We start from the raw sequence: 23,757 nt of genomic DNA on the forward strand, positions 1-23,757 counted from the left end.
TTTATTTAAAATTATTCTAAAATTTAATTTAATTTTTTGTTTTTTTTTTCTAAAACCCCCCCCCCCCCCCCCCCGGGGGGGGGCTATTCCAGCCCCCTTACTCCAGTAGTACCACCCCAGATACAAAAAAGAGTGAATAGCGAAGCTGCTGGATCGTATTTAAAGACATTCTCGCAGACTTTGGTTTTGAGCGAATGATGTTATAAGCTCCAGAGTTTGATGGTGACACTGCCAGCATTTACTAGTTCAATAAATACCACAATCTATCAAGTTCACCACGAGGAGAAAAATATGGTGTTCAACACCCCGCAGAAAGCGTTATTTTTTCTTTACGTAATTTGGTTGATAGTTCGTCTCTTTGACAAGGGAGAAAATTTACTTCTAAAAGTGATTATTGTATCTATTATTTTTGGAGGATTGATCTGGTCTTTGAGGAATAACAATTAAGCAATGTAATAAGTACCATCCGTCAGCAGAATTTGGACTAAATTGCCTGTTCGCCTAATAAGCCGTTTTGGCTCATATTTAACCCTAGAGGAAACGATCAGCTAACTGTCTGTTGAATCAGGCGTGGCTATGTCCGGATTTCTTTGACGACCTACATAAGATGTATAGGTAATATTATGATAATTTAAAATGGCCACCACCATGCAGAGGATTTCAGTTTATTTCGGCAACCTGCTAGTTGTGCGGCGTATGTTGAGGAGTAGGATTCTACTTTTTTAGCAACACTCACTAGCCAAGGTTTTCCCTTATATGTATTATTTTTATAGCCCGTATGACCTTCATGGTATGCGAGATATTGAGAAAAAGCGTCCCATTTTGAAATACCTAGTGTCCTTTGAGAAACACTAGAATACCACCCTATAAAATCTACTGCGTCGCCATAATTATCCCTGTCTGCCCCCCAGTTGCCAGTTTTTTCCATGTACCATTCCCACGTCTCATCTTTTGCTTGCGCAAAACCGTAGGCACTGGATATCCTCCACCAAAGTGGAATTCCTAGTAGGGTTTTCTTTGGTGGGGCAGCATTATGCCTGAAGCTAGACTCTTGTCTAATTATTGCTAGTTGAACATGAATAGGAAGTGAATATTTTTTTTCTACTTTACGAGATGCTTTATACCAATTTCTTTTTTCAGAAAGTATTGAGCAAGCACTTTCAACTGATTTTGGGGGGGAGTTTGCGCAGCCGCTGAGGGCAAGAGCGAAGATCGCAATGAGAAGATTACGCAAGCTCATCAGCTAAATGCTCCATTCTAAATATTCTGAGTTACAGTATTTCTATAAGATACCATTGATGCCTAGCCATTAGAACCAACTCCTTGCCACAGCTAACGCCATGGATGCCCTATAGCACCCCTCTAAGCTCATATATTTAGTTTTGACCCGCTTGCGCCCCCTTACAGCCTTATGGGCGCAAGTCTCAAGAGTGCTTGGCAGGCATTGTTGCGGGTAAGCAGGTTCTTATTGAATCAAACAAGCAAGACCGCTATGGCCGAGACTTGGGGAAAGTCATCCTAAACGGCCAAGACATCAATCTGGAACAGATAAAGGCTGGTATGGCCTGTGGTGGTATCGGTATTATAAGAAACAGCAGTCACAGATGGATCAGATAGCTTGCGAAGAGGCCGAGGGTAATGCCAAGGTGAACAGATTGAGGTTGTGGGCTGAGGATAAACCCATAGAGCCATGGCAGTGGCGAAGGATCAAGCGTTAGATCAGGTGAGTAAGACTGATTGTAGAGAACACTATCCGGTATTGATTACTATTTTTGAATACTCTTTAAGTAATCCAAGTCCCTTTGCACAGCGTGCACTTCATCCCAAAGGATCTCCTCTTCGCTAAGTAGAATCTTTTCCCTAAGCTCAAGGTCAAGAATCTTGTCTTCTAACCCAGATAGTTTAACTAATTTAGCGATATGGGCTTGAGAATCGCACTTATTACTTTGCATCACGTTTAATATTGTATTTATCAGTAATTTTTTTGAAGACAGATTCAGTGTTATAAAGAGATGGCTGTATAGTCGTCTCGATAGTCTCACCTACAAAATAAAGTCAGAGGCTGTCAGATCGTGCAAACCCACTAGCTTGATGGCCATTTCTGATCCTATATCGCGATCATTGTCGACGTAAACAACAGTGTAGTCATTTGATGTTCATTTTCCTTGGATATCCTTTCATTCGTAATAAGCTAATACCGCTCTCATACTCCAAGAGAGTAGCCTCACATACAAAAAAGAGTAAATAGCGATGCTGCTGTATCTCATTCAAAGAGCTTCCCGCAGCTTTTGGTTCTGAGTGAATGATATAATATCCCTTTGGATGTAGTGGGGGGGTGCGATACTTTGAGACAAGCAACGCCGATGAGCTAACTGCCTCTTAAATTATGCTTTTCTGAGCCCGAAGTTGTTTGACGATGTGCATTTATATCACCTTCTTGCAAGCACTCAGCCCTCAGAGTTCGCCTCCTTCAGGTGAGACCAATGATACAATAGTGAGAGCCGGGTCATGGAAACAGCTCGTAACTTATGGAGGCATAAACTGAAGAACCAAAAACTAGTTATATACGTATACAAAGTACAACCCATTATAAAGTAACGTATATGTTTTCTTTCTTTAAAAAGGACCCCACCAAAAAATTACAAAAAGCTTATGAAGCAAAGCTAGAACAGGCTATGCACGCACAAAGAAATGGAGATATAGAGTCCTACTCAATGATTACTAACGAAGCCGAAAATATCAACCAGAATATACAAAAGCTGAAAAACGCAAAAAATAACCTTATATGAAAATAGGGTCACCCATTTTCTGCATTTATACGTATTGTTTTTTATGGCGTTATAATTCTGTGATACATTTTTTGATTGCTGGAAAATATGTTTGGCTAATTCTCTTAAATCTATAACTATGCGGCATAATTCATAAATGAAAAAAATCGGTGTTTTGTTAATAAACTTAGGTACACCGGACAGCCCGTCCACTGCAGATGTTCGGTCCTATCTTTTCCAGTTCTTGAATGACCCGCGGGTTGTGGATTTACCTTGGCTGCTTAGAAAAATACTTGTGAATCTTGTTATCGTGCCGTTCCGGGCAGCAAAATCAGCCAAAATTTACCAGAAGCTGTGGACAGAAAAGGGCTCACCGCTGCTTTATTACAGTAAAAAAGTCGCCCGGCTACTGGATGATACCTTGGGTGATGATTACAGCGTACATTTGGCGATGAGATACAAAAACCCGGGCATTCCAGACGTGCTGGCTCAAATGAAGAAGCTCAATTATTCCCGCATCGTTGTGCTGCCAATGTTCCCACATTATGCATCGGCTTCAACTGGCTCAGCGCTGGAAATGGTAATGGAAGAAATTAGGACATGGTGGGCAATACCCGAACTAAAGTTGATCAGCCAGTATTACGACAACCCTGATTTTCTTGATGCAATTGTCGACCGCGCTAGTAAGTATGATCTGAACGATTATGACCATGTGTTGTTTTCTTACCACGGGCTACCTACCCGTCATGTTGATAAGGTATACGAAGAAGGCTTGTGTGCAGATCGGAATTGCGTGCATGAGATCACGACTGATAGCCAGTATTGCTATAAAGCCAGCTGTTTTGCTACAACCCGACTTCTAGCAGAAAAGTTGGGGCTTGAGGAGTCCGATTACACTGTTTGCTTCCAGTCGCGCCTCGATAAGAACTGGCTAGAGCCTTTTTCAGACAAAGTAGTGGAGGCTCGAGCCAAACAAGGTGACAAAAAGCTACTAGTGTTCTCGCCCGCGTTTACCGCAGATTGTCTCGAGACAGTGATTGAAATAGGCGATGAATACCAACAGATTTTTGTGAAGAATGGCGGTGAGAAAATCCAGCTAGTGGAGAGTTTAAATGACCACCCACTGTGGATTGACTGCCTAAAAAAACTAGTCTTGGACAATTGATGATTATACTCGCCAATAGTGATTCTTGCAGTGCGCTCTTGGTTGCTGAGGAAACAGTATGACGGAGCTAACCATTTTTTATGATGGCGGCTGTCCACTCTGTGCCATGGAGATGCGGCACTTATCCAGGTACGATAGCGAGCAAAAAATTGCGCTGCAAGATATTCATGCCAAAGGTTTTGCTCAGCGCTTTCCACATATTGACCCTGTGCGTGCTGATCAGATACTTCATGCTCAGCTAGCCAGCGGTGAAATGATCTATGGTCTGGACGTAACTTATACTGCGTGGATGTTAGTGGGGAAACGTCACTGGGTTGCAGCGCTGCGCTGGCCTGTGGTCAAGCAGGTATCGCATTGTATGTATCTTTTTTTTGCCAAGCACCGTACCCGAATTTCAAGGTTACTAACCGGCAGTGATCGCTGTGAGGTCTGTGAAATTAAGCGGGAAGAGCCGTGACTTACACTATTGCTCGACGGGAGTAGTGATCTTTTCCCTGGTCATCATTACAGAATTAATGTCTGAACCCGAAATAGTTCAGATCGTTGCAGTGAGTCGTAATTCAGCCTCTGGCCTTCCTGGTTAAGTGTTACCGTGTAATGAGATCAAGTTCACAAAAAGCATCTTGCGTTCAAATAGCTCAAGCATGCTCTTTAGAACCTATCCGTCTCTTACTCCAATAGTGTCGCCCCATATAAAAAAAGAGTGAATAGCGAAACTGATGAGCCGCATTCAAAGGCCTATCCGGAGATTCTTGTTTTCAGTGAGTAATGTATTTAGCTTTTGGATGTGATAACAGTTATCCAAAGCCTTTCGCTTGTTCTGCAGTCTTTGCCTATCTAGCTTTTTTGGAGGTTGAATGGGGTCTGGGAAACTAGTGGCGATTCATCTGTGGGGGGGTCTACCCTGATTCTACGGACACATCCAAAAAGAGGCACAATATGCCTATAAGTAGTGTTCATGACCAAGCGAAGAAAGTACAGTGCTTAGTTCAAGCGTGAAGCCATTGCACTGACCCGCCAGCCCGAGGTGAGCTGCCGACAGATTGCCCTGGAGATCGGGATCAATGCCAATTTGCTGAGCCGCTGGAAAAGAGAGGCCGAAGACGTTTCCGGCAAGGCCTTTGTCGTCATTGATATCCCGCGGGATGAGGAGGTTGTCCGCTTGAAGCGAGAGCTGGCGCGGGTGAAAAAGGAGCGGGATTCTTTGCGCGAAGCGGCAACGTTCTTCGCCAAGGGGTCGTTCTAAGGGATTAGGCGATTCAACGTTGTCGCACCAACTTTCCTATACGCCTCATGTGCCGCTGCCTGAAGGTGTCAGCCAGCGGTTATTACGCTTGGGAGTCTGAGAATGCACCGCTGCTCGGGCGTATTCGAGAAATTCATGATGATAGTGGTGGCATCATTGGGGCACCACGGATGCATGAGGATCTGCGGGCCGAAGGAGAAAGCGTCAGTCTGAACCGTTTAGCCCGGCTGATGTCAGCGCATGGTCTCCAGGGACGGCCTCGGAAGAAAGGCAGATGTCAGGGTCGTTCGACCGCGCGTCCATCGGGGATTATGAATCACCTTGAGCGGGACTTCACGGCCTCAGAGCCAGATACCAAATGGGTCACTGATATCAAAGAAATTGAGATCCAGGAGGGCAAACTTTATCTGTGCGTCGTGCTGGATCTGTACAGTAAGCTGGTCATTGGCTGGTCCATGCATCATCGCCAGGATCGGCACATGGTGATGAGAGCTGAAGAAATGGCGGCGTGGCAGCGGCAGGAAACCGCCAGCGTCATCTTGCATTCAGATCGAGGCTGTCAGTTTACGAGTGGCGACTATCAGAAGCTGCTAACGCGGAACGATTTGATCAGCAGCATGAGCGCAGTGGGTCACTGTGGAGACAATGCCGTTTGCGAAGGTTTTTTTGGCATGCTCAAACGTAAGAGAGTTCGCCATCGCCGGTATCGTACACGGAACGAAGCGCGAGCTGGCGTGTTCGATTATCTTGAGCGATTCCATAACTCCAGAATGAGACGTAGAGTTGCCATGCAGGATCAAAAGATTTTAGCCGTTTTTAAACCGTCCGTAGAAACTGGGTATAACCCGGGCCAGCACATTATGTGTAAGCGTATGAGTTCAGGCTGAACTGATACGATCAGTCCTGCGTATACTCCAAAAATGAAAAAGGAAAAACCAATGACTCCGCTTCCTCAAAAATGTATGAAAAGATTGCCCTGTAGAGGATGCATGGCAAGTTGTAAGTATTACTCTACGTGTGATGGTAAACTATGGCGTATGCCGATAGATAGGCAAGTATCTAGAGATGAGAAGGGTATTTTGATAAGGGCTTTAAGGCAGAATTAAAAGCTTGTTAACCTATAACATTACCAATCATCTAATATTGATAGGATTTCTCTATGAGCTCATCAATAATGAAGTCATTAGTTATAGGTGCATCCAGCGAAATCGGAAAGCAGCTAGTAAATAGGCTTTGCAGTGACCAGTGTATTGACAGGGTTTATGCGGTGAGTCGTCGACCTGTAGAAGCTATATTATCAAAAAAAGTGAGTTGGATTGTATGCGATTACAAAGAGCTTGACATAGCGAAAGCCGTTCAAGTCCTAAAGGATGAGCCTGGCGACTTTATTAGAGTATTTATTTGCAACGGTATACTGCACGAGGGTGACAATATATTTCCTGAAAAAAGGCTTGAAGATATTGATCTTTCCAGTGTTGAAGAGGTATTCAAAGTAAATACTTTTACGCCACTTATATGGTTGAAACACCTGTTGGAGCCATTGCGCAGTCATCAGTTATGTACTTTGACACTGTTTAGTGCACGTGTTGGGAGTATCAGTGATAATAAGCTAGGCGGCTGGTACAGCTACCGAGCCTCGAAAGCAGCACTAAACATGCTGATTAAGACAGCATCAATCGAGTATGCTCGACGGGCAAAAAATGTTCAGTTAGTTGCATTTCACCCCGGTACCACTGATACGGCGTTATCCAGACCATTTAAAAAAAATGTACCACCAGAGAAATTATTTTCTGCCGAATTTGTAGCAGCTCAGTTACTCTCTATTCTTGATAATATAAAAAAAGTTGGAGATGCGTTATACATTGATTGGCAAGCTAATGAGATTCAGTGGTGACCATAATGACTTGGCAGCATTTCGAGAAGTTAAAAAATAACATTTTCCATAGGTTGTTTGGTGAAAAAAATACTGGACTCTATGGAATTTCTTAAAACCCTTATCAAAAAAATTTTCTGGACATTGGGTTCATCGCTGTAATTTTTGCAAATTATGTAAAAAATGTATACTAACCATACTCGCAATCAGCGCTTAGCTTCAGCACTTGCTTATAGTGGCTTGCTGCCATTTATTTATTTCCCTATCTATCTATTTTTTACAGGGAATAACGTGATATTTGGATTTGGTGTGGAAGCGTTGCTTGTCGCTTACAGCGCTGTTATTGTCTCATTCATTGCCGGGATTCATTGGGGGATTTTTTTATTCAAACAAGGCCCTCTGAACCTTTTCTTGTACAGCAATATTATTGCCTTGTTAGCCTGGTTGTCTATCTTCTCTATCTTTTTTTTGAATTTAATAATACTGATTCTTTGCCTATTTTTCCTACTTTTGATTGATTCCGCTCTTCTCAACCAGCAACTGCTTGCTCCGTGGTTTTATAACCTTCGACTTCAGGTTAGTACGCTGGCCGTACTATCGCTTTTCAGCTATGGATTAATTGCCCTTTGATCCTAGGAGAGGCAAGAAACTAATGTCTGTAGTTCTGGAATTACCTCGTCTCGCTATTATCGGAGCCGGTTTTTCTGGGTTGACCCTGGCAAGAGAACTTGATGGTCATGCCGATGTGACTGTTTTTGAAAAATCCTCTCGTGTAGGAGGGCGTATAGCGACATGTGACGGAGAGGGCTTTCAGTTTGATTACGGCGCACAGTTTATGACAGCTCGAGCTCGCGCCTTCAAGGGTTACCTGAAACCACTCATTACTGCAGGCCATGTGAATGAATGGCACCCACGAACTACAACCCTGGGCGATGACCGGAAATCCTATGGGCGCGACTGGTATGAACCTCATTATATAGCTGTTCCGAGCATGAATATGCTTTGTCAACTGGTAGCATCTGGTCTCAATATAATGGTGAATACCGAGGTTCAGTTACTTAAAAGGATATCTGCCGGGTGGTTATTGAGGGATAGCAACAACACCTACCACGGTCCTTTTGAGTGGGTTGTCTGCGCTATCCCAGCACCGCAGGCCGCTGGACTGCTGCCGACATCTTTTGTCAGCTATGAGAAAGTGGCCCATACTATAATGCTCAGTTGCTACAGTCTGCTACTAGGGTTTTCTAGAGCACCTAAAATTCCCTGGGAGGCTGCAGTGGTGAAGAACTCCCCCATTGGCTGGTTGGCGTGGCAGTCATCCCGCCCGGGCCGGGATAATAGAGCGGGACTGCTGCTACACTCTACGAATAACTGGGCAGAGCAACATCGGAATGCCTCCCCTACGTGCGTTCAGCAAACCCTTTGGTGTGAGTTGGAAAGGCTGATGGCCAAAACGATGCCTGAACCTGAGTATTCAAGATTGCACCTCTGGCGTTATGCAAACATCGAAATATCTGAGGAAGTTTCCTCAGATAATGAGGATTGTTTCATAGATCACCAGCTACGACTGGGGGTTTGTGGCGACTGGCTGATGGGCGGAAGAGTAGAATCTGCTTATTTGAGTGGGTTAGCACTAGCAAAAGAGCTTAAGCAATGGTTGTAGGGCCTAGTCAAAGTTAAATCATAGTCATTTTCTTCGTAATTATCGAAGTCACTATAGGTGCTATATTCATATGGAGACGAACCAGTACTGTAAGATTTTGACGCTTTATAGTAGACACCATCATTATTAGTGTCTGTATAAGTCGTTACTTCAAGTAATCCTTGCTCGTATTCGCTTTTGATTACATTCGCGCCATCCAAGGACCAAGATTCGTTGGCACTTAACCTCTCTTTACGCCACATGCCATCTTGCCACTCATAAACATTGCTTATTTGGCTGTTTAGGATGGTAAATTTATATGCACTGATGGTTTGATTGCCTCATAAATATGAATCTCATTTACCACGGTTATGCTAGCGGGCGGGTCTTAAGAAAACCTTAAAATATCAATACTAATGGGTCAATTATTGTTAGGTGAATCATTTCTTTTCAAGGAGCCCGTGTTGGTTAGGGCTTACGAGAAACACTAAGTAACAGATTAGCCAATAGAGTAATGCGTCAATCTAGACGAAAAAGCTGTCTCAACTTCGTTTCACTGGCAGCTTTTTTATGCGATGGCGGTTGAAGGCAAATCTCAAGGCCGTCTCAATGTCGAACATGGGGCTTCGGAGGCCATGATACCCGCAAGGCTTAATCCCGGTAAAGTTTGGTCAGATCGGTGTAATGATCCACCCGCCGGTCACGCAGGTAGGGCCAAATACGGCGCACGTCTTCACCACAGGCCAAATCTACTTTGACCGTAGCAAAGCTTTCGCTTTCGCTATCTGCCTGCCAGAGAATTTCACCCTGGGGTCCGGCGACAAAACTGGAGCCCCAGAAATCTGCACCAGGTCCGCCATTCGGGTCTGCTTCATGGCCAATGCGGTTGACGCTGATCACCGGTAAACCGTTGGCGACGGCATGGGCGCGCTGGATGGTAATCCAGGCATCGCGCTGGCGTTGTTTCTCGGCGTCGTCATCCGGTGGATGCCAGCCAATGGCTGTGGGGTAAATGAGCATGTCGGCACCGGCCATCGCCATTAGACGCGCGGCTTCCGGGAACCACTGATCCCAGCACACCAGTACGCCGAGTTTGCCCACGGAGGTCTGAATAGGGGTAAAACCGAGGTCGCCGGGGGTGAAATAGAATTTCTCGTAGTAGCCGGGATCGTCCGGGATATGCATCTTGCGGTATTTGCCGGCGATACTGCCGTCGCTGTCCAGCACCACCGCTGTGTTGTGGTACAGCCCGGCGGCACGGCGTTCAAACAGTGAGGAAACGATCACCACGCCCAGCTCTTTGGCCAGCGCCCCGAGTGTGTCGGTGCTGGGGCCGGGAATAGTTTCCGCCAGGTCAAACAGATTGGGGTTTTCCTGCTGACAGAAATACAGGCTGCGGTGCAGTTCCTGAAGCACTACCAAGTTGGCACCCTGGCTTGCCGTGGCGCGAATACCTTCCAGAGTCTTTTGCAGGTTTGCGTCGATATCAGCACCGCAAGCGTGCTGCACAACACCAATGGTCAGCTCGGTCATAAGGTGTTTACCCCTGTTGCTTTTGTTGCGCTGCCGGGGTCACTACGCCCTTGGGCAGTTGCATGGTAATGCAGTGAAGACTGCCATGCTGGTGGATTATGGGCAGGCAATCAAGCCCCTGAATGTCGTAGCCCGGGAAGACGAGGGCCATTTGTTCCAAGGCTGCTTCGTCATTGGTATCCCGGTAGGTGGGAACGATCACCATGCCGTTGAAAATCAGGAAGTTGGCGTAGGTGGCTGGCAACCGGTGGCCATCCTCATCGTATTTTGCCGAGGGCCACGGCATGGGCACCAGTTGGTAGGGTTGTCCGTGGGGGCAGGTCAGGGCTTCCAGTTCTTCGGCCATCTGTTGCAGTTCAGCGTAGTGACTGTCGGATTCATCATCGCAGGCTTGATAAACAATGACGTTGTTCGGGCAGAGCCGGGCGAGGGTGTCGATATGACAATCGGTGTCGTCACCTTCCATGGCACCGTGGTACAGCCAGTTGATTTTGCGGATGCCGAGATCAGTGCAAAGTTGTTGCTCAATCTCTTCACGGCTCAGGGTTGGGTTGCGATTGGGATTCAGCAAACAGGCAGCCGTGGTGAGCAGCGTGCCCTCACCATCGCTTTCGATGGAACCGCCCTCTAATACCAAGGTTTTTGGTTGCAGGGTGGCACCGGGGAAAGCTCCCTGGCGAAACAATTCCCCGGTAATGCGGTTGTCCTGCTGAAAAGCGTATTTCTCACCCCAGCCATTGAACTGGTAATCCAGCAAACAGAGGGTATCCCCTTCTGCAACGGTAATTGGGCCGTGATCCCTGGCCCAGGTGTCATCAGACACTACCGGGTAGAGGTGCAGTTTTTCCTCAGGCACACCCAGGGCGGCAAACCGCTGCTGTATGGGCTCAATTTCATTTGCCGGGGCACCAATAATCACATGGCCCCTGGTCGTCAGTAGCTGAACCAGTCGCGTGTAAATGGGAATGACTTCCGGCAGCAGGTGCTGCCAGTCAGTATCTTTGTGGGGCCAGGTAAGCTGGATGGCATCCTGTGGTTCCCACTCCGCGGGTAAGCGAATTTTCGGTGCGCTCATCTCTGGTCTTTATCTCCGTGAAAACGCCGGCAATCTACCATATTCGCCGTCTTTGTGGTGGTTCGTTTTACCCGTCGTTTTCCTGTGGGTGGACTATGCTTAGTTTTCCGGTCAAGAGTGATTATGGGTACTTGGCGACTCGTTTTGATAAAAATTTGACCCTCTTATCCGGTCGGTGTCGTCCTGCTTATTGACGAGCTTAGTTCATTCCCAAGTGTCATTGTTGGCAGCCATATGCAGGCAGATACTTGGTCGTATGGGAAATCCTAACTTTTAAATTATTTAGTTTCCCAGATAAGAAATGGTGTGGGGACTTAAATAATCGCGCCTAAGCATAAAAAGCATTTGAGAAAGATAAGAGAAACAGGAGCTCTAGAGATGAAATTGCGTAATCATAGACCGAACTATAAGCAGTTCGCATACTCAACGCTGGCTGCGGCGTTGTTCAGTGCTGTAGCAGTTGGCGGTCAGGCTGCATCATTTTTCCTTTTCAGACACCACGCTCTGTTAAAGCAGGAGATGCTCAACTTTAATCAAAAAGCACTGCTTCCCTTGTGGGGGTGGAGTTTTGCCTCGTCGCTACTCGATGGTCTTTCTATTCGGGAAGAGCTGGTACTCAAGAGCCTCAACGATTCCCTGAGCAATATTCCACTAGTGGGTGGCTCTGCCGGGGACGATATGTTTTTCAAAGATAACCAGGTTTTCTACGTATCGCCGTGTACCGGGACTTTCCGCCCTATTCCTATCTGGAAAAAGGCTCACCGGCAGGGATCGACGTTGAAGTCGGCAAGAAGATTGCCGAGCAGTTGAGTGTGCAGCCAGCCTGGTTTTGGCTGACCCCGGATGAAACCCTGAATGATGATCTGCGCAATGCCGTGTGGAAGTGTCATTACATGGGTGGTGGCGTTGCAGATATCATGCTGCGCGTTCCCTACGACATCAATTACGATAATGACAAGGTCAGTATTGTTGCCCCCTATCACAAAGAGCGATGGACGGTAGCGCGGAACACGGAAAAACTGGCTGAGCTGGTCAACCTGGCACCATTTATGTACCACAAGGTTAGCGTTGAAGTAGATAGTGTTCCAGACCTGACCCTCACCACAGCACTGCGCGGCCGCCTGGTCGAGCAGGTGACGCTCTTTTTATCCATCGATGAGGCGGTGAGCGCCTTGAAAAAGGGCGAGATTGATGCGGTTGCCGGTATGCGCAGTCAGGTGGAATGGTCTGTAAAGGCTTCGGGTGACGACTTAGATAGGCAGATGGATAGCCAGAAGTTTGCTATCTCCGATGAAAGCATCGTTAGCTGGCCCCGCCGCGCCTGGGATATCGGCATTGCTGTTAAAGCTACCTTTCCGGAGCTGACCAACAAAGTGGATGCCGCGGTGATGGCCATGATCGATGGTGGACAGATGGCGCCGCTCTTCAATGAGTATCAGGTCAGTTACGAATTGCCGGCCAAGCCTGCACCCTGATACTCAATCTCAGTAACTTTATTCATCTCTTCCTGATCAAAGCGCCATTAGAGCCCTTTGATCGGCTCCTCTTCTTATCTTTTAACCACCTGTAGCTGGTTCTCGCTGTCTTCGATACTGCTGTAATCACGCAGCGAGCCGGGATCGTTCGGATCGCCAATCCATCGAGGCATTGGCCGGTAATGATCAGAAATCAGGCTGGCACTGTGATCGAGTTCGTCAAAGCTCAGCCCCACCATTTCTGCAAAGGTGTTGATGAAGTAGGCGTTGGAGTAGGGGCGGTTTTCAGCTGCCCGCCATGACGCCATATCCCGCTGTTGTCTGAACTCCGGGGAGGCCCAGACAATAAAAGGAACAGTGTACATAGCCGAGGAAGGATCACCTTCATTGCGGCCGGTAAACAGTTCGTCCGGGTTATCGTAGACCTCTTCGCCGTGATCGGAAAAATACACCAGCAGGCTGTTGCCACCTTTCTGGCGGGTATCGTCGATCAGCGTCGAGACCACCTTGTCGTTAAAGAGAATGGCGTCGTCATAACTGTTGTACTCATCCATCAGTTCCGGAGTAATCCATTCGGGGACATCTTCCCGGCCGCTGAATACCGCTTCTTCCTGCGGGTAGCGGTAATGGTATGCGCGGTGGGTGCCGAGCAAATGCACAATGATTAACTTCTTCGCGGCAGACGTGTTGAGTGCTTCGGTAAAGGGCTCCAGCACTGCGCTGTCATACTGGCTGGCATTCTGTTCCCGGTTGTTGTTCAGGTATACCTGGTGATCTGCCAGCTGGGAAAAGGTGGTGAGCATGGTGTTGCGGCGGGTTTGAGTCTGCTGGTTGGTGATCCAGGTGATGTCGTAGCCCGCCTGTTTCATCATATTGATAAGTGTCGGCTGGGTAAAAAAGCGTTCCGGGTGCTTTGAGTCGGCAAATGAAAGAATTTGCTGAAGCGCTTCAATGGTATAGGGGCGGGGGGTGACAATATCCTGGTACACCAGCAAATCACCGGCATTGCGTAGGGCGTCGAGACGTGGTGTGGTCTGGCGCTCATAGCCATATAGACTCATACGCTGGCGGTTGGTGGATTCACCAATAACCAGTACCACTGTTTCCGGCAACACTTTGTCACTATCAGTGGCTAGGTGCTGCAGTGGTTTCACCTCCCGGTTCTGGGCCAGCAGTTCTTCCATACCAGCCATCTGTTCTCGATATTTGGTGTAACCCACAACCAGGTTCCAGGGGGCGGATGGTTCGACCCTGGCCAGCTGATGCTCCAGGGCGTTGTGTACTGTTTTGCCGGGATCAAACAGCACTGTGCCAATAAACGGCCAGAAAGCGATCAGGGTGAAAACCATTGCGTAGGTCATACGTGCACGGCGGCTCATCTGAAGGGGTTGGGTCTGTCGCCACATCCAAACGGGAATGGCGCTAAAGCCGATCAGCAAGAGGGTGAACCACCATTTCCAGTAGGAAAGAATGAACTCGCTGCCTTCCGCGACATTGGACTCAAAAGCAATAAAGATGGCGCTCTGGGAAAACTCCTGCCCGTAAATGACAAAGTAAAATAACGAGACCAGAGCTGCCGGCCAGATGATGAGCCCCGCCAGTGCCAGCCATATGCGGCTATAGCGGGGCACCAGAAACATCGGTATCAGCCAGGCAAAGCTGGCTAAAAACACGTCACGTAAACCGGGGAATCCGGACATGCCGGTTGCATAGATCGGGAGTTGGTAGCTGAGAGAAAATAAGGCTACAAACAGGTAAGCCCAGAGTATGGGATGTTTGGTCGCAACGTGTCGCATGGCTGAATCCAAAGGTCTATAAGGTTTGCAGCCCACTATACGAACGCACTCTTAACACAATCTTAAGTAAAGAGGCTTGATAGGCGTGATTGTCCTTGACCGCATGTGGGGGCATCCCTATAATTCACGGCCCTTGAAGCAGCCAATTGGAGGCTTCGGGCGAAACTAGGAGTTATGACCTGGTGGGTGCAGGAGACTTGCTCAGTCTCCACGGCTGAAAAGCCATGCAGTTTGATGCGGGGTGGAGCAGCCTGGTAGCTCGTCGGGCTCATAACCCGAAGGTCGTAGGTTCAAATCCTGCCCCCGCTACCAATTATGGGTGTCAGCGAATGTTGCTGATACCGGGCGCCAGCTTTAGGCGCTGTCAAAAGGCCCCTTCTTAGGGGCCTTTTGTTAGGTACCAAAAAAGCAGTATGAAGTGGGCCGTGTGCCCATTTTTTGATTGTGAAATCATGAGGTTGCCGTGGCGACAAAAGAGGAAACGCTCAAAGCAATGATCGCCCCGGTGGTGGAAGCCCTGGGCTGTGAGTTTTGGGGGTTGGAATACTTGTCGTCAGGGCGCTCGGCACTGCTGCGTATTTACATTGATCGGGCTGAGGAAGGCGTGACGGTTGAGGACTGTGAAAAAGTCAGTCGCCAGGTCAGCAGTCTAATGGATGTTGAAGATCCCATCAGTGGAGAATATACCCTGGAGGTTTCATCCCCGGGTCTGGAGCGGCCCCTTTACAATTTGGAGCAGTTCCAAAGGTATGTCGGTGAAGAGGTGGCACTTAAGCTGCGCTTCCCCTACGAAGGCAGGCGAAAATTCAAGGGTCGCCTGAATGGTGTTGAGGGAGAGGATATTCTGTTGGTCGTCGATGATCACGAGTACCTGTTTCCTGTGGATAGCGTTGAAAAGGCAAATGTCGTACCCCGATTTTGAGGGCGATTGTGAGGCTGACTGAATGAACAAAGAAATTTTGATGGTAGTGGAAGCCGTTTCCAATGAGAAAGGTGTTTCCCGGGACGTGATTTTTGAGGCCATCGAACAGGCCCTGGCCACGGCGACCAAAAAGCGCTATGACGAAGATGCAAACATCCGTGTCGTCATCGACCGCGATACCGGCGATTACGAATCTTTCCGTTGGTGGGAAGTGATGGATGACGACACCCTCGCGGAATTAGGCACCCAGTTCACCTTGGAAGAGGCTCACGAAAAAGACCCGGCACTCAAAGCTGGTGACGTTTTTGAAGAGCAGGTGGAGAACATCGGTTTTGGTCGCATCGCTGCCCAAACGGCCAAGCAGGTCATCGTGCAGAAAGTTCGCGATGCCGAGCGTGCTTTGGTGGTGGAGCAATACCGCGACCAGGTGGGTAGCCTGATTAGCGGCACTGTCAAAAAAGTGACCCGTGAAAACATTATTGTGGATCTTGGCAACAATGCCGAGGCAGTGATGCCCCGCGAAGAACTGGTTGGCCGCGAAGTCTTTCGTATCAACGACCGGGTTCGCGCCATTCTCAAGGAAATCAATTCCGAAAGTCGTGGTCCGCAGCTTTATCTGAGCCGTAAGTGCAAGGAAATGCTGATTGAGCTGTTCAGCATCGAAGTGCCGGAAGTGGCCGAGCAAGTGATTGAGATTCGTGGAGCAGCCCGTGACCCCGGTTCCCGTGCCAAGATTGCGGTGAAGACCAATGATGGCCGCATCGACCCTGTGGGAGCCTGCGTGGGTATGCGCGGTGCGCGTGTTCAGGCGGTATCCAATGAGCTCGACGGCGAGCGAATCGATATTGTGCTGTGGGACGACAACCCGGCACAGTTGGTGATTAACGCTATGGCCCCGGCAGAAGTTGAGTCCATTATTGTGGACGAGGAAACCCGCTCCATGGATGTAGCCGTGGCAGAAGAATCCTTGGCCATGGCCATTGGCCGCAATGGACAGAATGTCCGTCTTGCATCCGAGCTGACTGGTTGGAAAATCAACGTGATGACCACCGACGAAGCGGAAAGCAAGCAACAGGAAGAATCCAGTTCACTGGTATCTACCTTCATGAAGCGTCTCGATGTGGATGAAGACGTGGGTATGGTGCTTGTGGAAGAAGGCTTTACTTCCGTAGAAGAAGTGGCTTATGTCCCGTTGGAAGAGCTGGCGGGCATCGAAGGTTTTGATGAGGACGTTGCCGAAGAGCTTCGTGCCCGCGCCAAAGATGCACTGCTGACTATGGCGCTGGCCTCTGAGGAAGAGGTTTCGGAGCCGGCAGAAGACCTGCTTTCCATGGAAGGGATGGATGATGAATTGGCTCACACACTGGCTGCCCGGGGTGTGGTGACCATGGAAGATCTGGCTGAGCAGGGAGTAGAAGACCTGCTGGATATTGCTGATATCGATGAGGCACGCGCCGCTGAACTGATTATGACAGCACGGGCACCCTGGTTCGCCGATGAGGGCGACCACTAAACGATACGGCGGAAAATCGAGGAACACTGATGGCTGAAGTCACTGTAAGCGAACTTGCCAAGGTTGTCGGAGCATCCGTCGACCGCCTGCTGAGTCAAATGCAGGAGGCAGGTTTGCCCCACAACTCTCCTGACGCACCTGTCAGCGATGAGGAAAAACAGAAGTTGCTGGCATACCTGAAAGGGTTGCACGGCGAGCAAACCCGCGAACCGAAAAAAATCACGTTAAAGCGTAAGACCGTAAGTACCCTCAAAACCGGTGCGGGACGCAAGACCGTGAATGTAGAAGTGCGCAAAAAACGCACCTACGTGAAACGTGATATGGAAGAGGTTGCAGAAGAAAAATCCGAAACAGATGCAGGGCAGGAAGCACCGGCGGCTGTAGAGGCCCCTGTCAGCCGCGTTGTTGATGATGTGGAACTGCAGCGTCAGGCTGCTATCGAAGCCCGTCGCAAGACAGAGGAAGAAGCGCGCCAGAAGGCTGAGGAAGAAGCTGCACGCAAACAGCAGGAAGCAGCTGCTGTGGAAGGAAAGCAGGAAGGGAAGTCCAAGCCTGAGGCCGTTGAGCCCGCGGTAGAACCTGTGGTTACTGACGCCCACAAGCACGTTAAAAAGCACGTCAGAGAAGGTGACGAAGCCGACGATTCTGAGGAGGCGCCCAAAAAGGCCAAGAAGCGGGGCGCTATCAAGGACCCGAAACGCAAGAAAGAAGATATCCTGAAGGCTGTGGTGGACGAGTCTGACGACACCGCCGACCAGAAAAAACCACGCCTGCGCTCTGCGACACCGGTTCCTATCAGGGTTGAGAACAAGCACAAATTCAAGAAGCCCACAGACAAAATCATCCACGAAGTAGAGGTGCCAGAAGAAATATCGGTGGGTGAGCTGGCGCAGCGCATGAATGTGAAAGCCGCTGTTGTCGTCAAAGAATTGATGAAGATGGGCACCATGGCCACGATCAATCAGGCGATTGATCAGGATACCGCTATTCTGGTGGTTGAAGAGCTGGGTCACACCCCGGTAGCAGTCTCTGAGGAAGAGGCTGAGCTGAAGATGATCAGGGCCCTGCAGGCGGAAGTAGAAGAAAATCTTGAGCCTCGCCCACCTGTGGTAACGGTCATGGGACACGTCGACCATGGTAAGACCTCATTGCTGGACCACATCCGTGAAAGCCGAGTGGCTTCCGGGGAAGCGGGGGGTATTACCCAGCACATCGGTGCCTACCACGTGGATACACCGAAGGGTACCGTGACATTCCTCGACACCCCTGGCCACGCCGCTTTTACGGCCATGCGTGCCCGTGGTGCCAAGAGCACCGACGTAGTCATCCTGGTGGTGGCCGCCGATGATGGTGTGATGCCGCAAACCGAGGAAGCCATTCAGCATTCCCGGGCTGCCGGTGTGCCTATTGTGGTGGCGATTAACAAGATTGATAAGGAAGCCGCTGATCCTGATCGGGTCATCAATGAGCTGGCTACTAAAGATGTGATCCCTGAAGAGTGGGGTGGTGACGTACAGTTTGTGAAAGTCTCTGCCCACACCGGTGAGGGCATTGATGACTTGCTGGATGCGGTACTGCTGCAGGCAGAACTGCTGGAATTGACGGCCCAGAGAAGCGGCCCGGGTAAAGGTGTGATCGTTGAATCCCGCCTTGAAAAAGGCCGTGGCGCGGTGGCAACTGCCCTGGTTCAGGCGGGAACTCTACGCAAGGGTGATCTGGTGTTGGCCGGTGAGAGTGTTGGCAGAATTCGTGCGATGTCTGATGAAGCTGGCCGCCCTGCTACGGAAGCCGGACCATCTATCCCGGTGGAAATTCTCGGTCTGGATGTGCCACCCGCCGCCGGTGAGGAATTCCTGGTGGTCGAAGATGAGCGCAAGGCCCGCGAACTGGCGCAAATGCGCCAGGAAAAAGCGCGCCAGGAAAAAGTGACACGTCAGCAGGCATCGAAACTGGAAAACATGTTTGCCACCTTCGAAGCGCAAGAAAAAGGTGTCATGCAGGTGCTGGTGAAGACCGATGTGCGTGGTTCCCTGGAGGCGATTCTCTCAGCGTTGGCCGATATCGGCACTGACGAAGTGGAAGTCAATGTGGTCGGTTCAGGTGTTGGTGGAATCAATGAATCCGACATTAACCTGGCGATTACAACAGGCGCCGCCGTGATTGGCTTTAACGTGCGTGCTGATAACGCTGCCCGTCAGCTGGCGGAAGAAGAAGATGTTGACCTTCGTTACTACAGTGTTATCTACAACCTGCTCGATGATGTGAAGCAGGCGTTGAGTGGTCTGTTGGCTCCGGAGAAGCGAGAAGAGATTGTCGGTATTGCAGAAGTGCGCGATGTATTCCGTTCGCCCAAGTTTGGCTCCGTGGCTGGCTGTATGGTGATCGAGGGCACTGTCTATCGCAACAAGCCAATCCGTGTGTTGCGGGATAACGTGGTCATTTATGAAGGTGAACTCGAGTCTCTACGCCGCTTTAAAGACGATGTGAACGAAGTACGTAACGGCATGGAGTGTGGTATCGGTGTTAAAGATTACAACGATATCAAGAATGGCGACCAGATTGAGGTCTATGACATCAAGGAAGTGGCGCGCCAACTTTAACGGTTGCCGTAGTCGCTAACCGGTAACTTCAGGTCGACTGATTTTATGCCCAGAGAATTTACCCGTAATGACAGGGTTGCCGATGCGCTTCAACGGGAGTTGGCACAGCTGATTCGCGATGAAATGCGCGACCCGAGGTTGGGGATGGTCAACATCACTGCCGTCGAGGTCAGTCGTGACCTGTCCAGTGCCAAAGTGTTTGTGAATCTGGTGGGTGCCGAGTCAGCACAAGAGAGCGAGGCAGCCGCCGAGTTGCTCAACGGTGCAGCCGGTTTCTTGCGTTCCCAAATCGCCAAGCGTATGCAGTTGCGGGTGACTCCGCGATTGCGTTTTATCTATGACCTCAGCGGTAAACGCGGCCAGGAATTATCGGCACTGATTGAGTACGCCGTGAACAGCGATAAACAACGACACCGCGACCCGGATTCTTCCGGGGAGGAATAAGCATTGGGTCGTCGTAAGGGCAGGCCGGTTAACGGCATTTTGCTGTTGGATAAACCGTTGGGACTATCATCCAACAGTGCGCTGCAAAAAGTCCGTCGCTTGTTTGGTGCGGCAAAAGCAGGACACACGGGGAGTCTTGACCCCCTGGCCACCGGGGTATTGCCTGTGTGTCTGGGTGAAGCCACAAAGTTTACCCAGTTTCTGCTGGATGCAGATAAGTGTTATCGGGCAACGTTCCGGTTTGGCATTGCCACTGCCAGTGGTGACGCAGATGGTGCGGTGGTGAGTGAGGATGGCGCACCTGACTTGACAGAAGAACAGCTGTTGACGGTGCTACCCGAATTTCGGGGCGACATCGAACAGGTACCGTCCATGTATTCGGCGCTGAAGCACAATGGGCAACCGCTGTACAAGCTGGCTCGCGAGGGCGTTGAGATTGAACGTAAGGCGAGGCCGGTAACTATCTTCTCGCTGGACCTCAAGTCGTTCATGGAAGGTGAGTTTCCCGAAGCGGACGTAGAGATTCACTGCAGTAAGGGCACCTATGTGCGCACACTGGCAGAAGATATCGGGCGGCGGCTTGGCTGTGGAGCCTATGTTTCCAGCTTACACCGCTCGGCAGCCGGTCCTTTTGATGAATCCCAGGCCATCAGCCTGCCGGACCTTGAGGCTTTGCGCGAGAGTGAGGGTGAACAGGCCCTGGACACGCGGTTGCTCACCATGGACGCTGGCATTAGGCACTTGACGGCGATCGGGCTGTCAGAAGATGCAGCCTTTTACTTCCGTCAGGGGCAAGCGGTAATGGTGCCGCAGGTCTATCAACAGACCGAAGAAGGCGATATAGTGCGCGTCTTTGAAAACAGGGACGAAAATGGGGGCGTATCCCCGGGTGATACCAGTGCCCTGTTTCTGGGGGTGGCGGAGGTCACCGACGACGGGCGAGTGGCGCCCAAACGATTGGTCGTATTTTAGTTGTTGCGCCCTTTGGGGACGACAGCTGTGGAATTTGCTCATTGAGAGCAATTGTTGGGCGGGGAGCAGTGATTGACACCCGCCTTTATTACTAGGGTACCTGTAAATATGCGCGGGCACCCCGAATCGAAACCCGCATATTGGAGAAAAAACCATGTTAACTGCAGCTGAAAAAGAAGCCATTGTTAAAGAACACGCCCAGGCTGAGGGCGATACCGGTTCGCCGGAAGTACAAGTGGCGCTACTGACTGCCAATATCAACAAACTGCAAGGTCACTTCGGTGATCATAAAAAGGATCACCACTCTCGTCGTGGTTTGATCCGCATGGTAAACCAGCGTCGTAAACTGCTGGACTACCTCAAAAGTAAGGACGCAAACCGCTACACTCAGCTGATTGGAAAGCTTGGACTGCGTCGTTAATAGAATTGCTGACGGCTCCTACGGGAGCCGTTCATGCGTAAGGAATAGGTGAAAATAGTGAATCCCGTAATTAAAACATTTGAATACGGTAACCATACTGTGACGCTGGAGACCGGGCGGATTGCACGCCAGGCCACAGGTGCAGTGATGTGTACCATGGACAAGACAGCAGTACTCTGCACCGTTGTTGGTGCCAAAGACGCAAAAGAGGGGCAGGATTTCTTCCCTCTCAGTGTGCATTACCAGGAAAAAGCCTATGCGGCCGGTAAGATCCCCGGCGGTTTTTTCAAGCGTGAAGGTCGTCCGACTGAAAAAGAAACCCTGACCTCTCGCCTCATCGATCGTCCGATTCGCCCGCTGTTCCCCGATGGCTTCAAAAATGAGGTGCAGGTTGTTTGTACCGTGATGTCAGCGGAAAAAAATGTCGATCCCGATATTGTGGCCATGATCGGTACATCTGCTGCGCTGGCGATTTCCGGTGTGCCTTTCAACGGCCCCATCGGTGGTGCCCGAGTGGGCTACAACCGTGAAAAAGGTTACCTGCTGAACCCGACCTATTCTGAATTGGAAGACTCCGATTTGGATATGGTGGTAGCCGGTACCCGCGAAGCTGTGCTGATGGTTGAGTCCGAAGCCCGCGAGTTGCCCGAAGATATCATGTTGGGCGCTGTGCTCTACGCTCACCAGGAAATGCAGGCCGTAATTCAAGTCATCGACGAACTGGCCCGCGAAGTAGGCAAACCCCGCTGGGAGTGGCAGGCAGCGCCTCTCAACGAAGCTTTGGCCGATGCTCTCAAGGCACAGATTGGTGAAGCGCTGGATGCAGCCTATCGAACTACTGATAAACAACAGCGTGTTGCACAACTCGACAGCCTGCGTAGCCAAGCTATCGCTTCACTGGCCAATGAAGAGTCTGGCGTATCTGAAGAAGACGTGCGCGATGCGTTCAAAAAGCTCGAAAAGAAAATTGTTCGTGGTCGCATTATTCGTGGTGAACCCCGTATTGATGGCCGTGATGGCAAAACCGTTCGCGGTATTGATGTTGAAGTTGGTGTTCTGGCCCGTGCCCACGGTACGGCCTTGTTCACCCGCGGTGAAACCCAGGCGCTGGTCGTTGCCACCCTTGGTTCCATGCGTGATGCACAGATGATTGATGCCCTGGAAGGTCGTCGTGAAGACCCGTTCATGCTGCACTACAATTTCCCTCCCTATTCGGTGGGCGAGTGCGGTCGCATGGGTGCCACCGGTCGCCGGGAAATCGGTCATGGTCGTCTGGCTCGCCGTGGTATCGCCGCAGTGCTGCCTAACACGGAAGAGTTTCCCTACTCCATCCGCGTCGTGTCTGAAATCACTGAATCCAATGGCTCCAGCTCCATGGCTTCCGTGTGTGGCTCCAGCCTGGCATTGATGGATGCTGGCGTGCCCCTGAAAGCACCTGTTGCTGGTATCGCTATGGGCCTGGTCAAAGAGCCCGATGGCTTTGCAGTTCTAACCGATATTCTCGGCGATGAAGACCACCTCGGCGATATGGACTTTAAAGTGGCTGGTACTGCCCAAGGCGTGACCGCACTGCAGATGGATATCAAGATCGAGGGTATTACTGAAGAGATCATGGATATCGCCCTGGGTCAGGCTCTGCAGGCCCGACTGCATATCCTGGGTGAGATGAACAAGGTGATTGATAAAGCCCGCGAGGAAGTGGCTGAGTCTGCACCTCGCTACCACACCATGAAAATTGATCCCGATAAAATCCGCGATGTGATCGGTAAAGGTGGTGCAACAATCCGTGCATTGACTGAGGAAACCGGCGCCACTATCGATATCGATGACAGTGGCACGATCCGTATCTACAGTGACGACGGTGATAGCCTCAAGGATGCGATTTACCGCATTGAGGAAATCACTGCCGAAGCGGAAGTGGGCAAGGTCTACGAAGGAACTGTGGCGCGCATTGTCGACTTCGGTGCCTTTGTGACCATCATGCCGGGAACCGATGGCTTGCTGCACATTTCCCAGATTGCCAAAGAGCGTGTGGAAAATGTCTCCGACTACCTCAAGGAAGGTCAGCAGGTTCGCGTTAAGGTGCTCGATGTTGATGCCCGTGGCCGAATCAAACTGTCCATGAAAGAACTCCTCGAGGATGAAGGGGAAACCGCTGCCGAGGTGTCGGCTGAAGATGCTGCTCAGCCCAACGAGTAATACCTTCAATAGCGATAAAAAACGGGGCCTGTGCCCCGTTTTTTTGTGCGCCGACAAAAGCGTAGGCACTCAGTGCTATCTCTGTTGTCGATAGATGACAACTTGCGGGTACA

At 50.0% G+C, this 23,757-nt stretch carries 19 protein-coding genes, 1 tRNA gene and 2 pseudogenes; 18 read left to right on the forward strand and 4 right to left on the reverse strand.

The features are described 5' to 3' along the window. Positions 1–631: 631 nt before the first annotated feature. Complete coding sequence (locus tag Q8A57_RS10420; protein ID WP_305171050.1) at positions 632–1,240, reverse strand: transglycosylase SLT domain-containing protein; 609 nt, start codon at positions 1,238–1,240, stop codon at positions 632–634. 170 nt (positions 1,241–1,410) lie between these two features. Between Q8A57_RS10420 and Q8A57_RS11140 the strand changes: the two are divergent. From Q8A57_RS11140 to Q8A57_RS10455, 8 genes and pseudogenes are all read left to right on the forward strand, one after another. Beyond that, positions 1,411–1,617 (forward strand): annotated as a pseudogene (locus Q8A57_RS11140) (thermonuclease family protein); the annotation flags it as partial. 986 nt (positions 1,618–2,603) lie between these two features. After that, on the forward strand, positions 2,604–2,789 hold the full coding sequence (locus Q8A57_RS10425) for a DUF6435 family protein (protein WP_305171051.1): 186 nt from the start codon (positions 2,604–2,606) through the stop codon (positions 2,787–2,789). Between the two features lie 136 nt (positions 2,790–2,925). Further along, positions 2,926–3,933, forward strand: coding sequence for a ferrochelatase (hemH, locus tag Q8A57_RS10430; protein ID WP_305171052.1), 1,008 nt, complete (start codon positions 2,926–2,928; stop codon positions 3,931–3,933). 58 nt (positions 3,934–3,991) lie between these two features. Then, a complete protein-coding gene (locus tag Q8A57_RS10435; protein ID WP_305171053.1) occupies positions 3,992–4,390 on the forward strand; it encodes a thiol-disulfide oxidoreductase DCC family protein in 399 nt (132 codons plus the stop codon). Between the two features lie 546 nt (positions 4,391–4,936). Next, positions 4,937–6,066, forward strand: a pseudogene (locus Q8A57_RS10440) (IS3 family transposase). A 272-nt stretch (positions 6,067–6,338) separates the two neighbouring features. Beyond that, the gene (locus tag Q8A57_RS10445) at positions 6,339–7,073 is read left to right on the forward strand and encodes an SDR family NAD(P)-dependent oxidoreductase (protein WP_305171054.1); all 735 of its coding nucleotides are present in this window, start codon (positions 6,339–6,341) and stop codon (positions 7,071–7,073) included. A gap of 162 nt (positions 7,074–7,235) precedes the next feature. Next, positions 7,236–7,682: a DUF3429 domain-containing protein gene (locus tag Q8A57_RS10450; protein WP_305171055.1), complete on the forward strand. Its 447-nt coding sequence runs from the start codon at positions 7,236–7,238 to the stop codon at positions 7,680–7,682. A 22-nt stretch (positions 7,683–7,704) separates the two neighbouring features. Next, positions 7,705–8,715: an NAD(P)/FAD-dependent oxidoreductase gene (locus tag Q8A57_RS10455; RefSeq protein WP_305171056.1), complete on the forward strand. Its 1,011-nt coding sequence runs from the start codon at positions 7,705–7,707 to the stop codon at positions 8,713–8,715. A gap of 630 nt (positions 8,716–9,345) precedes the next feature. Here Q8A57_RS10455 and Q8A57_RS10460 read toward each other — a convergent pair. Both Q8A57_RS10460 and Q8A57_RS10465 read right to left on the reverse strand, forming a co-directional pair. Continuing rightward, positions 9,346–10,227: a carbon-nitrogen hydrolase gene (locus Q8A57_RS10460; protein WP_305171057.1), complete on the reverse strand. Its 882-nt coding sequence runs from the start codon at positions 10,225–10,227 to the stop codon at positions 9,346–9,348. Positions 10,228–10,234: 7 nt separating this feature from the next. Further along, positions 10,235–11,302: an agmatine deiminase family protein gene (locus Q8A57_RS10465; RefSeq protein WP_305171058.1), complete on the reverse strand. Its 1,068-nt coding sequence runs from the start codon at positions 11,300–11,302 to the stop codon at positions 10,235–10,237. A gap of 378 nt (positions 11,303–11,680) precedes the next feature. Between Q8A57_RS10465 and Q8A57_RS10470 the strand changes: the two genes are divergently transcribed. Together Q8A57_RS10470 and Q8A57_RS10475 are read left to right on the forward strand one after the other, a co-directional pair. Next, positions 11,681–12,112, forward strand: a complete 432-nt coding sequence (locus Q8A57_RS10470; RefSeq protein ID WP_305171059.1) for an FIST N-terminal domain-containing protein — start codon at positions 11,681–11,683, stop codon at positions 12,110–12,112. Beyond that, a complete protein-coding gene (locus Q8A57_RS10475) occupies positions 12,019–12,777 on the forward strand; it encodes a substrate-binding periplasmic protein (RefSeq protein ID WP_305171060.1) in 759 nt (252 codons plus the stop codon). Before Q8A57_RS10470 ends, Q8A57_RS10475 begins: the two co-directional genes overlap by 94 nt. 74 nt (positions 12,778–12,851) lie before the next feature. Here the strand turns inward: Q8A57_RS10475 and cptA are convergent, their stop codons facing one another. After that, positions 12,852–14,573: a phosphoethanolamine transferase CptA gene (gene cptA, locus Q8A57_RS10480; RefSeq protein WP_305171061.1), complete on the reverse strand. Its 1,722-nt coding sequence runs from the start codon at positions 14,571–14,573 to the stop codon at positions 12,852–12,854. Positions 14,574–14,808: 235 nt separating this feature from the next. Between cptA and Q8A57_RS10485 the strand changes: the two genes are divergently transcribed. The 8 genes from Q8A57_RS10485 (at position 14,809) to pnp (ending at position 23,644) form a co-directional block, all read left to right on the forward strand. Next, positions 14,809–14,885 (forward strand) — tRNA-Met (locus tag Q8A57_RS10485). 151 nt (positions 14,886–15,036) lie between these two features. Then, on the forward strand, positions 15,037–15,495 hold the full coding sequence (gene rimP / locus Q8A57_RS10490; RefSeq protein ID WP_305171062.1) for a ribosome maturation factor RimP: 459 nt from the start codon (positions 15,037–15,039) through the stop codon (positions 15,493–15,495). Positions 15,496–15,517: 22 nt separating this feature from the next. Next, positions 15,518–17,008: a transcription termination factor NusA gene (gene nusA / locus Q8A57_RS10495; protein WP_305171063.1), complete on the forward strand. Its 1,491-nt coding sequence runs from the start codon at positions 15,518–15,520 to the stop codon at positions 17,006–17,008. A 29-nt stretch (positions 17,009–17,037) separates the two neighbouring features. Beyond that, positions 17,038–19,608, forward strand: coding sequence for a translation initiation factor IF-2 (gene infB, locus Q8A57_RS10500; RefSeq protein ID WP_305171064.1), 2,571 nt, complete (start codon positions 17,038–17,040; stop codon positions 19,606–19,608). A 45-nt stretch (positions 19,609–19,653) separates the two neighbouring features. Then, positions 19,654–20,052 (forward strand): 30S ribosome-binding factor RbfA, encoded by a 399-nt coding sequence (gene rbfA, locus Q8A57_RS10505; protein WP_305171065.1) that lies wholly within the window; start codon positions 19,654–19,656, stop codon positions 20,050–20,052. 3 nt (positions 20,053–20,055) lie between these two features. Then, positions 20,056–21,024: a tRNA pseudouridine(55) synthase TruB gene (truB, locus tag Q8A57_RS10510; RefSeq protein WP_305171066.1), complete on the forward strand. Its 969-nt coding sequence runs from the start codon at positions 20,056–20,058 to the stop codon at positions 21,022–21,024. Between the two features lie 154 nt (positions 21,025–21,178). After that, entirely contained in the window at positions 21,179–21,445 is a 267-nt protein-coding gene (gene rpsO / locus Q8A57_RS10515) for a 30S ribosomal protein S15 (protein WP_305171067.1), read from the forward strand. A 57-nt stretch (positions 21,446–21,502) separates the two neighbouring features. Beyond that, positions 21,503–23,644 (forward strand): polyribonucleotide nucleotidyltransferase, encoded by a 2,142-nt coding sequence (gene pnp / locus Q8A57_RS10520; protein ID WP_305171068.1) that lies wholly within the window; start codon positions 21,503–21,505, stop codon positions 23,642–23,644. Positions 23,645–23,757 lie beyond the last annotated feature (113 nt).

It is taken from the genome of Porticoccus litoralis, from assembly GCF_030676955.1.
Taxonomy (GTDB): domain Bacteria; phylum Pseudomonadota; class Gammaproteobacteria; order Pseudomonadales; family Porticoccaceae; genus Porticoccus; species Porticoccus litoralis.